We start from the raw sequence: 10,208 nt of genomic DNA, 5'->3' as shown, positions 1-10,208 counted from the left end.
CAGGGGGGACCCTGTGGGAGAGTAGGACGCCGCCGAACAATCATTGTGGGAAAGCCCCGCACCGTCATGGTGCGGGGCTTTTCTGCGTTCAGGACAGCGGTCCCACCCCTGTGTACGAGCAGGCCCGTGGCTGAGGGTAGGGTCAGGGGGCATCGTTGGCACATTCCGCACAGGAGGCCCCCGGGTGGAGGTCCAGGAGACCCGCGTTCAGACGGACCGGGTACTCACCATCCCCAACATCCTCAGCATGGCGCGTCTCCTTGGCGTGCCTCTCTTCCTGTGGCTGATTCTTCGCCCCGAGTTCGGGGGTCCCAAGAGTGATGGCTGGGCATTGCTGGTGCTGATGCTCAGTGGCGTCAGCGACTATCTCGACGGCAAGCTTGCCCGCCGATGGAACCAGATCAGCACCCTCGGTCGGATTCTGGATCCGGCCGCTGACCGTCTCTACATCCTCTCCACCCTCGTCGGGCTGACCTGGCGGGAGATCCTGCCCATCTGGCTCACCGCGGCCCTAGTGGCGCGGGAACTGATGCTGCTCGTGATGGTGGGTATCCTCCGCCGGCACGGCTATCCGCCTCCCCAGGTGAACTTCCTGGGCAAAGCAGCTACCTTCAACCTGATGTACGCCTTCCCGTTGCTGCTCCTCAGCGACGACAACGGGTGGCTTGCGTCACTGGCTGCTATTTTCGGATGGGCGTTCGCGGGATGGGGTACAACTCTGTATTGGTGGGCAGGGATCCTGTATGTGGTCCAGGTCCGCCGCCTCGTCAAGGCGGATGCAGTGGCCGATTGACCTCGTCGATGCGGTGCCGTGCAGTGTTGCCGGCCGCGCATGACGCCAGAAGCGCCTATTTGGACGGGTGAAGTCGGCTAGACCGTCGTCTCTTCAAGGAGGACGCTTCCGACATGAAGGCCGTCGTGATGGCCGGTGGCGAAGGAACTCGACTTCGCCCTATGACCTCGAGTATGCCCAAGCCGCTCCTGCCAGTGGTCAATCGGCCGATCATGGAGCATGTGCTGCGGTTGCTCAAGCGGCATGGGCTCAATGAGACCGTCGTAACCGTGCAGTTTCTCGCCTCACTCGTCAAGAACTACTTCGGCGACGGTGAAGAGCTCGGGATGGAGCTCACCTATGCCAATGAGGAGAAGCCACTCGGCACTGCGGGGAGCGTGAAGAACGCCGAGGAGGCGCTGAAGGACGATACGTTCCTCGTCATCTCCGGTGATGCGCTGACCGACTTCGACCTCACCGACCTGATCTCCTTCCACAAGGAGAAGGGCGGACTGGTCACGGTGTGTCTGACCCGGGTGCCGAACCCCCTGGAATTCGGTATCACCATCGTGGACGAAGGGGGAAAGGTCGAGCGCTTTCTGGAGAAGCCGACCTGGGGACAGGTTTTCTCGGACACCGTCAATACGGGCATCTACGTCATGGAGCCCGAGGTATTCGACTACGTCGAGGCCGATGTTTCCGTGGACTGGTCCGGCGATGTGTTCCCGCAGCTCATGAAGGAAGGCAAGCCGATCTACGGCTATATCGCCGAGGGCTACTGGGAGGACGTGGGCACACACGAAAGCTATGTAAAGGCACAGGCCGATGTCCTCGAGGGCAAGGTCGATGTGGAGATCGACGGGTTCGAGATCTCGCCGGGCGTCTGGGTCGCGGAAGGCGCGGAAGTACACCCGGACGCCGTGCTGCGCGGTCCGCTGTACATCGGTGACTACGCCAAGGTCGAAGCCGAAGCGGAGATCCGCGAGCACACGGTGGTCGGGTCCAACGTGGTCGTCAAGAGTGGCGCCTTTCTCCATCGGGCCGTGATCCACGACAACGTGTACATCGGGGAGCATTGCAACCTTCGGGGCTGCGTGATCGGCAAGAACACCGACATCATGCGTGCCGCACGCATCGAGGACGGCGCCGTGATCGGTGATGAGTGCCTCGTGGGCGAAGAATCGATCATCCAGGGCAATGTGCGGGTCTACCCGTTCAAGACCATCGAGGCGGGCGCGTTCGTCAACACCTCGGTCATCTGGGAGTCGCGAGGTCAGGCGCATCTCTTCGGCGCTCGTGGCGTCACCGGAATCCTCAATGTGGAAATCACCCCCGAGCTGGCGGTGCGGCTGGCAGGTGCATACGCCACCACCCTCAAGAAGGGGGCGACGGTCACCACGGCGCGTGACCACTCCCGAGGTGCCCGCGCGCTGAAGCGGGCCGTGATCTCGGCGCTGCAGACCAGTGCCATCGACGTACGAGATCTGGAGAACGTGCCACTGCCGGTCGCGCGACAGCAGACCGCGCGCGGCAGCGCCGGCGGCATCATGATCCGTACCTCGCCGGGTGTGCCGGACTCCGTGGACATCATGTTCATCGACGAGCGCGGGGCGGACCTCTCACAGGCCGGGCAGCGGAAGCTGGACCGCGTGTACGCGCGCCAGGAGTACCGGCGTGCATTTCCGGGCGAGATCGGGGATCTGCACTTCCCGTCCAGCGTCTTCGACTCGTACACCGGCTCACTGCTGCGCAATGTCGACACCTCGGGCATCGCCGAATCGGGGCTCAAGGTCGTTATTGACGCGTCCAACGGCAGCGCCGGACTTGTGCTGCCCAACCTGCTCGGACGGCTCGGCGTGGACGCCCTGACGATCAACCCCGGGCTCGACGAGTCCCGGCCCACCGAAACGGCGGACACCCGCCGGTCCGGGCTGGTGCGGTTGGGCGAGATCGTGGCTTCCGCACGGGCAGCCTTCGGAGTGCGCTTCGACCCCGTCGGCGAGCGTCTGTCCCTCGTCGACGAACGCGGAAAGATCGTCGAGGACGATCGGGCGCTGCTGGTGCTGCTCGACCTGGTCGCGGCGGAACGGCGCAGCGGGCGGGTGGCTCTGCCGGTGACGACCACCAGGATCGCCGAGCAGGTGGCGGCCTACCACGGCACACAGGTGGAGTGGACGACCACATCGCCCGACGATCTGACGCGTGTGTGCCGGGAAGAGACCACCATCTTCGGCGGAGACGGCCGCGGTGGCTTCATCGTTCCGGAGTTCAGCAGTGTCTTCGACGGCTTCGCGGCCTTCGTACGGCTGGTCGGCCTGGTGGCTCGTACACAGCTCACGCTGAGCCAGATCGATGCCCGGATTCCGCGGGCGCATGTGCTGCGGCGCGATCTTGCGACGCCGTGGGCGGTCAAGGGGCTGGTGATGCGACGCGTCGTCGAGGCGGCCGGCGACCGGGACGTCGATACGACCGACGGGGTGCGGGTCGTCGAGCCCGATGGCCGCTGGGTCATGGTGCTTCCCGACCCCGCGGAGGCCGTCACTCATTTGTGGGCCGAGGGCCCGGACGACGCCTCGGCGCAGGCGCTGCTCGACGAGTGGTCCACTGTCGTGGACAGCGCGGGTCTCTAACGTGGGGCTGGTGTGTCGGAAGTTGTCTGTGGACGGCTTCCGGCACACCGGTGGGGCCATTCGGCGGTAGCAGCTGCGACGTGCGACGATGTGCGGCATGTCGCAGCAGCCCCCCGTTCGGAGCACCGGCTCTCCACCTCCGCGTCCCGATGCGTCCATGTCGCTGCTGACCAACGTGATGGAGCACAGCCTCGACGACGGATACGCGGAGGCGACGGCCCGCCGGGCGGAGGAAGGCGGCGGACTGCCCCGTACGCTGCGCGCGAAGCTCGGTCTCGCCGCCGGCCTCGTGCTGGCGGCTGTGGTCGTCACCGTCGGAGCCGCGCAGGCGCGGATATCTGCACCGGTCGTGGCGAAGGAACGCGAGGAGCTCATCAGCCGTATCGATGCGGAGACCACCACGGCGGACGAGCTCGAGCGCAGTGTCGACAAGCTCCGTGACCAGGTGGGGGACCGGCAGCGGAAGGCGCTCAAGACCGGGGGCGGGGGCCAGGGTGAACTTGTCGCGCTGCTCTCCGGTGCCACTGAGGTCGAGGGGCCGGGCGTGAAGCTCGTCGTCGACGATGCGAAGGACACCCAGCAGGGCGGCGACGGACCGCGGGAGAGCAGCGGCTTCAATGACACGGGCCGGGTGCGGGACCGTGATATGCAGCGGATCGTCAACGGCCTGTGGGAGTCCGGTGCGGAAGCCGTCGCCATCAACGGGCAGCGGCTGACGGCCCTGTCTGCGATCCGTGCGGCGGGCGACGCCATACTGGTCGACAACAAACCGCTGGTGCCGCCGTACACGGTGCTTGCGGTGGGGGACGGGAAGAAGCTGAGCACCGCCTTCCAGGACAGTGCCGACGGACAGTATCTGCACGCGTTGCAGGAAAACTTCGGTATCCGCACGAGCATTTCCAACGAGGAAAAGCTGCGTCTGCCGGCGGCGCCGAGCTTGATCGTACGTACAGCAGAGCCGAAGACCGCCGACGCCGGGAAGGGCAACGGGCAGGGCACGGCTGACACAGGGAAGGGCACATCGTGATCGCCGTACTGGGCCTCGTCGTGGGAGTCGTGGTCGGACTGTTGGTCCGACCCGAAGTTCCGGCGGTGGTCGAGCCCTATCTGCCGATCGCCGTCGTCGCGGCTCTCGACGCGGTATTCGGTGGCCTGCGGGCCATGCTCGACGGCATCTTCGTCGACAAGGTCTTCGTCGTCTCCTTCCTGTCGAACGTGGTGGTGGCCGCGCTGATCGTGTTCCTGGGCGACAAGTTGGGCGTCGGTGCCCAGCTGTCCACGGGTGTGGTGGTGGTGCTCGGTATCCGGATCTTCTCCAACGCTGCCGCGATCCGCCGGCATGTCTTCCGGGCGTGAGGCCGATGAACAGCGAAGAGAACCCGAAGGGCGAGGAGCCGGAGGCGGTGGCGCCGCCTGCCGAGGAGCCCGAGCAGCTGACCGGCCGGCAGCGGCTCGTGGCGGTGTTGTGGCCGCCCCGGGTCACGCGTGCTCAACTCATTGTCGCTTTGCTGCTGTTCGTCCTCGGCCTTGGGCTCGCCATCCAGGTCCGTTCGAACAGCGACAACAGCGCGCTGCGTGGCGCCCGCCAGGAGGACCTGGTGCGCATCCTCGACGAGCTCGACAACCGCACCCAGCGGCTCGAGGACGAGAAGCAGCGACTGGAGGACCAGCGCACCGAGCTGGAGAACAGCTCGGACCAGGCCGAAGAGGCGCGCAAGCAGACCCTGCAGAAGGAACAGCAGCTGGGCATTCTGGCCGGCACGGTCGCGGCGCAGGGACCGGGCATCACGCTGACCATCGAGGACCCGTCCGGCACCGTCGAGTCGGACATGCTGCTCGACACGATCCAGGAGCTGCGCGCCGCGGGTGCGGAAGCGATCCAGGTCAACAACATCAGGGTCGTCGCGGACACACACTTCACCGGCACCGGCGGCCATATCGAGGTGGACGGCAAGCCGATCACCGCGCCGTACACCTTCAAGGTCATCGGCAAGCCGCAGGACCTGGAGCCCGCCCTGAACATCCCGGGCGGTGTGGTGCAGACGCTGGAGAAGGAGCAGGCCACGGCCACGGTGACGCGGTCGGAGAAGATCGTTGTGGATGCGGTGCGGCCCGCGAAGCGGCCTCACTACGCTCGGTCGTCATCGCGGTGAGGCGGCGGCGCATGAGGTCCGGCGGACGAGGGCATGAGGGTTCGGGGGGTCGGCACATAACAAGCGTGGCGCGTGGTGGAAACTGTCTGGTGGTTACGGACGTTGTGAGGATGTCCGGGTCGGCAGGTGTGATCATTCAGGGTTCGTCCTGCCCCACGGGCGGGTCTATTTGGGTCAAGGGGAATCGCCCGTGAAGTTGTTTGGGAAGTTGTTCGGCAAGAGCGCACGCGAGGACGGCGGCAACGCCCGGCACCGCGCGCCGCGCCATGGCCAGAGTGAGGAGCAGGGCGCGGAGCGACCGCTCTTCCGGGATGAGGTCGCTGGTCCGGGCGGTGACATTTCGGGCGGTCAGGGCGCGTCATCTGTTGACCCTGCCGGTCCCGGCCGCATAGGTTTCGGGGAACCATCAACCTCAAGTACGGGTGGAGGGTTTGCCTCCGACCCGTATGCGACCAATCCCCACGCGGGGCAGCCGCGGCAGGAGGATCCGTCCATGTCGGCCTTGGTTTGTACGAGGTGTGGGCACCGCAATGCCGAGGCCAGTCGGTTCTGCTCCAACTGCGGTGCGCCGCTGCGGGGCGGAGCGCCGGCGGAGCGCGCCTCGGAGACGACCTCGACGATCTCCATTTCCGGCATCGAGGCCTACGACGCCGAGGTGACGGGGCAGACCGCTGTTCCTTCACTCTCGCCCGAGGCCCAGGCGGCCGTCGACGCGCTGCCGCTCGGCTCGGCGCTCCTCGTGGTGCGCCGCGGGCCGAACTCCGGCAGCCGCTTCCTGCTGGACGGTGAGCTGACCACGGCCGGCCGCCACCCGCAGAGCGACATCTTCCTCGACGACGTGACTGTCTCGCGGCGTCATGTGGAGTTCCGCAGGGGTCCGGACGGCCGCTTCAGCGTCGGCGACGTCGGCAGTCTGAACGGGACGTACGTCAACCGGGAGCGGATCGACTCGGTCCTGCTGTCGAACGGCGACGAGGTCCAGATCGGCAAGTACCGGCTGGTCTTTTACGCAAGCCAGCGGGGCGTGTGACCCGTCAGGGAAGGTACATGCTGCGAACACCGACGGGCGGTGCCGGTCACGGCACCGCCACCGCGGGCAACCGGCTGATGAGTATCGGTACGGTGCTCAGCCAGCTGCGCGACGAGTTTCCCGAAGTCACGATCTCCAAGATCCGCTTTCTGGAGGCCGAAGGGCTGGTCGAGCCGCGGCGGACGCCGTCCGGGTATCGCAAGTTCAGCCCTGAGGACGTGGAGCGGCTGTCGCAGGTGCTGCGGATGCAGCGTGACCACTATCTTCCGCTGAAGGTCATCCGGGAGCATCTGGACGCCCTGGGGCGCGGTGAGCAGGTGCAGCTGCCCGCGCAGGGCGAGCAGCGGGAACTGCTCGACGGCGCCTGGGGTTCCGATTCCGATTCCGGGCGACCGACCGCTGCCCGGGTGGGTCGGGCTGAACTTCTCGCCTCCGCCGAGGTGAGCGAGGAGGAGGTGGCCGAGTGGGAGTCGTACGGCCTTCTCGCGCCGGACGAGGACGGCGCCTACGACGCCGAGTCGGTGACCGTGGCCAGGCTTGTCGCGGATCTGGGGAGATTCGGACTCGAGCCGCGGCATCTGCGTGCCATGAAAGCCGCTGCCGAGCGTGAGGCCGGGCTCGTCGAACAGGTGGTGGCACCTTTGCGGCGGCACCGTAATCCGCAGACCAGAGCCCATGCCGAGGCGACCACGAAAGAGCTTGCGGCCCTCTCCGTACGGCTCCATGCGGCCCTGGTGCAGACGGCACTCGGAGTACGGCTTCACTGATCATGGGGGAGCCCGACTACCCAAACCGGTCGGGCACGTCCTAGGGTTGCTGTGTGAACGAGCTCGACGTTGTGGGTGTCCGGGTCGAAATGCCCTCGAACCAACCGATCGTGCTCCTGCGTGAAGTGGGAGGCGACCGGTACCTCCCCATTTGGATCGGTCCCGGGGAGGCGACCGCCATTGCCTTTGCCCAGCAGGGCATGGCTCCAGCCAGGCCGCTGACCCATGACCTCTTCAAGGATGTGCTGGAGGCGGTGGGCCAGGAGCTCACCGAGGTCCGCATCACTGACCTGCGTGAAGGGGTCTTCTACGCGGAGCTGGTCTTCGCCAGCGGAGTCGAGGTGAGCGCCAGACCGTCCGACGCCATAGCGCTGGCCCTGCGCACCGGTACGCCGATCTACGGCAGTGACGGGGTGCTCGACGACGCGGGAATCGCCATCCCGGACGAGCAGGAGGATGAGGTGGAGAAGTTCCGCGAGTTCCTCGATCAGATCTCGCCGGAGGACTTCGGCACCAACAGTCAGTGACCGCCGATCCGGGCTCCGTTGGCAGATTCGAGTAGCCTTTCCCCGAATGGGGGCACGGGAAACCACTCTCAGGGTGATTATCACTCGGCGTGCCGAGTGTGGCGATCGTTGACGCATCCCTGGCGACTGCCTACCGTCGAGATGGCAGGTCAAGGACGGAGGTCGGCGTGAGAAGCAGCGGCGACGGTACGGCGGCGGGCGGGCCGTATCCGCTTCACGACAGTGCGGCCGACCTCTCTACGGAGACGATCGGCTACCGCGGGCCCACCGCGTGTGCGGCGGCGGGCATCACCTATCGGCAGCTCGACTACTGGGCGCGTACCGGCCTGGTCGAGCCGAGTGTGCGCTCGGCGTACGGCTCCGGAACCCAGCGGCTCTACAGCTTCCGCGATGTGGTCGTCCTCAAGATCGTCAAGCGTTTCCTGGACACCGGCGTCGCGCTGCAGAACATTCGTGCCGCGGTGCAGCATCTGAGAGCCCGCGGCTTCACGGATCTCGAACGTATGACGCTCATGAGCGACGGCGCGACGGTCTACGAATGCTCCTCGCCCGACGAGGTGGTCGATCTGCTCCAGGGCGGCCAGGGGGTCTTCGGGATCGCTGTGGGCGTGGTGTGGCGGGATGTCGAGGCCGCGCTCTCGCAGCTGCACGGCGAGCGGGTCGACACCGGCGAGACCCTGGTAGGGAACAATCCCGGCGATGAGCTGGCCAGGCGCAGGCGCGACCGGGCCGTCTGAACACCCCGTTGTCAGTGGCGTAGGGCAGCATCGGAGATGTGAGAACCGCGCCGACGATTCTGCATCTGGACATGGATGCCTTCTTCGCCGCCGCCGAACAGGCGGCGAAGCCGAGTCTGCGCGGGAAGCCCGTGGTGGTCGGCGGGCTCGGGCCGCGCGGAGTCGTCGCCACCGCCTCGTACGAGGCCAGACGCTTCGGTGTGCACTCGGCGATGCCGATGGCGCAGGCCAGGCGGCTGGCGCCGAACGCCGCGTATCTCGTGCCGCGCTTCTCCCTCTACCGGACCGTCAGCGAACAGGTGATGGAGCTGCTGGGCAGACTCTCGCCGCTGGTGGAGCCGCTGAGCCTGGACGAAGCCTTTGTGGACCTGGAGGCGGGCGGCTCCGCCGACGACTCGGAGTCGGCCAGGAGGACCGGTGAGCGACTGCGCGCCGATATCCGAGCGGTCACAGGGCTCACCGGTTCGGTCGGGCTGGCGGGCTCCAAGATGCTCGCCAAAATCGCCTCCGAGCAGGCAAAACCCGACGGTCTGATGCTCATAGAGCCCGGCACGGAGCGAGAGCTGCTCGGGCCGATGTCCGTGCGGACGCTGCCCGGGGTGGGGCCGACGACCGGGGAGCATCTGCGGCGGGCCGGAATGACGACCGTGGCCGATCTGGCGGAGGCGGGCGAGGACGAGCTCGTACGGCTGCTGGGCAAGGCGCACGGAGCCTCGCTGTTCCGGATGGCCGTGGGGCACGACGACCGGCCGGTGGTGGCAGAGCGGGACGCGAAGTCGGTATCGGTGGAGGACACCTTCGATGTGGATCTGCACGACCGGGTGCGGGTGCGGATCGAGGTGGAGCGGCTCGCCGAGCGGTGTGTGCAGCGGCTGCGGTCGTCCGGGCACTCGGGGCGGACCATCGTGCTGAAGGTGCGGCGGTACGACTTTTCGACGCTGACGCGCTCGGAGACGCTGCGCGGACCGACGGACGACCCCGGGGTGGTGCGGGAGGCCGCCGGGCGGCTGCTGGAGGCCGTGGACACCACGGGCGGGGTGCGGCTGCTGGGGGTGGGCGTGACCGGGCTCGCGGACTACACGCAGGAGGATCTGTTCGCCCAGGCTGCCGCCGGTGAGCGGGCCGAGGCCGCGGATGCGGACGGCAATCCGGAGTCGCACGAGGCCGACGAAGCGGCCGGCGCAGCGGGTGTGGAGTCGGAGGCGCCCGCCGAGCGCCGCTGGCTGGCCGGGCACGACGTACGGCATGCCGTGTACGGGGCGGGGTGGGTGCAGGGCAGCGGGGTGGGGAGGGTCACGGTGCGGTTCGAGGAGCCGGGGTCGCGGCGGCCGGGGCGGGTGCGCACGTTCATGGTGGACGACCCGGATCTGGGGCCGGGCGATCCGCTGCCGCTGGTGGCGCTGCCACCGGCAGCGGACGCCGCCGGTCAGTCGTCCCGGCCCGCCAGTCGGCCGAAGTCCCGGTCGGGGCGGGAGCCGGGGCGGCGGCGGGAGCCGGACTCCCCGTTGGAGGGGGTGGACGGGGCGGAGGGGGCCGAGGGGTCGGAGGAGGCAGCGGGCGTCTCGGGAGGCTCGGAGAGTTCGAGTCCGTAG

General features: G+C 67.5%; 10 protein-coding genes. All 10 read left to right on the top strand.

The window, feature by feature from the left end; genetic code table 11:
• Positions 1 to 184 precede the first annotated feature (184 nt).
• The 10 genes from ACFYXH_RS26615 (at position 185) to ACFYXH_RS26570 (ending at position 10,208) form a co-directional block, all read left to right on the top strand.
• Positions 185 to 793, top strand: coding sequence for a CDP-alcohol phosphatidyltransferase family protein (locus ACFYXH_RS26615; RefSeq protein WP_389567696.1), 609 nt, complete (start codon positions 185 to 187; stop codon positions 791 to 793).
• 113 nt (positions 794 to 906) lie between these two features.
• The gene (locus tag ACFYXH_RS26610; RefSeq protein ID WP_389567694.1) at positions 907 to 3,402 is read left to right on the top strand and encodes a sugar phosphate nucleotidyltransferase; all 2,496 of its coding nucleotides are present in this window, start codon (positions 907 to 909) and stop codon (positions 3,400 to 3,402) included.
• A gap of 97 nt (positions 3,403 to 3,499) precedes the next feature.
• Positions 3,500 to 4,429 carry a DUF881 domain-containing protein gene (locus ACFYXH_RS26605; protein ID WP_389567691.1) on the top strand — a complete coding sequence of 310 codons (930 nt, stop codon included), beginning with the start codon at positions 3,500 to 3,502 and terminating at the stop codon, positions 4,427 to 4,429.
• The gene (locus ACFYXH_RS26600) at positions 4,426 to 4,758 is read left to right on the top strand and encodes a small basic family protein (protein WP_003970459.1); all 333 of its coding nucleotides are present in this window, start codon (positions 4,426 to 4,428) and stop codon (positions 4,756 to 4,758) included. Before ACFYXH_RS26605 ends, ACFYXH_RS26600 begins: the two co-directional genes overlap by 4 nt.
• 5 nt (positions 4,759 to 4,763) lie before the next feature.
• Positions 4,764 to 5,555, top strand: a complete 792-nt coding sequence (locus tag ACFYXH_RS26595) for a DUF881 domain-containing protein (protein WP_389567689.1) — start codon at positions 4,764 to 4,766, stop codon at positions 5,553 to 5,555.
• Between the two features lie 82 nt (positions 5,556 to 5,637).
• A complete protein-coding gene (locus tag ACFYXH_RS26590; protein ID WP_385311520.1) occupies positions 5,638 to 6,585 on the top strand; it encodes an FHA domain-containing protein in 948 nt (315 codons plus the stop codon).
• 17 nt (positions 6,586 to 6,602) lie between these two features.
• Positions 6,603 to 7,352 (top strand): MerR family transcriptional regulator, encoded by a 750-nt coding sequence (locus tag ACFYXH_RS26585; RefSeq protein ID WP_389567686.1) that lies wholly within the window; start codon positions 6,603 to 6,605, stop codon positions 7,350 to 7,352.
• 53 nt (positions 7,353 to 7,405) lie between these two features.
• Positions 7,406 to 7,879, top strand: coding sequence for a bifunctional nuclease family protein (locus tag ACFYXH_RS26580; protein WP_006123076.1), 474 nt, complete (start codon positions 7,406 to 7,408; stop codon positions 7,877 to 7,879).
• Positions 7,880 to 8,046: 167 nt separating this feature from the next.
• Positions 8,047 to 8,616 (top strand): MerR family transcriptional regulator, encoded by a 570-nt coding sequence (locus ACFYXH_RS26575; protein ID WP_389567684.1) that lies wholly within the window; start codon positions 8,047 to 8,049, stop codon positions 8,614 to 8,616.
• Positions 8,617 to 8,654: 38 nt separating this feature from the next.
• Positions 8,655 to 10,208, top strand: a complete 1,554-nt coding sequence (locus ACFYXH_RS26570) for a DNA polymerase IV (RefSeq protein WP_389567681.1) — start codon at positions 8,655 to 8,657, stop codon at positions 10,206 to 10,208.

The organism is Streptomyces sp. NPDC002730 (genome assembly GCF_042888805.1).
In the GTDB taxonomy this organism is placed as follows: Bacteria; Actinomycetota; Actinomycetes; order Streptomycetales; family Streptomycetaceae; genus Streptomyces.
This window is presented reverse-complemented; position numbering and strand designations above follow the sequence as displayed.